Source organism: Enterococcus dongliensis (assembly GCF_031927985.1).
GTDB classification, from domain to species: domain Bacteria; phylum Bacillota; class Bacilli; order Lactobacillales; family Enterococcaceae; genus Enterococcus_A; species Enterococcus_A dongliensis.
In genome coordinates this window covers 1-221 of record NZ_JARPZC010000066.1, presented here as the reverse complement: position 1 = coordinate 221, position 221 = coordinate 1, and the positions used below count along the sequence as shown (strand labels likewise).

Sequence of the window (221 nt, the reverse complement as noted above, 5' to 3'; positions counted from 1 at the left end):
TAAAAAAATCGTTTTATGGTTGTTCAAATTATCCTGAATGTAAGTTTACTTTAGCTGAACATTTTAGAAAGAAAAAACTAACCAAAACGAATGTAAAAGAATTACTGGAGGGAAAAGAAACCCTGGTAAAAGGAATCAAAAACAAAGAGAAAAAGCCCTACAATGCCGTTGTAAAAATTGGGGAAAAGGGATATATTGATTTTATCTCTTTTTCAAAATAA

General features: G+C 29.0%; 1 protein-coding gene. It reads left to right on the top strand.

Annotated features, from left to right (window positions below; translation table 11 throughout):
* Positions 1-221 (top strand): topoisomerase C-terminal repeat-containing protein (locus P7D84_RS13800; protein ID WP_048943085.1); only part of this gene is annotated, 221 nt, incomplete at its 5' end.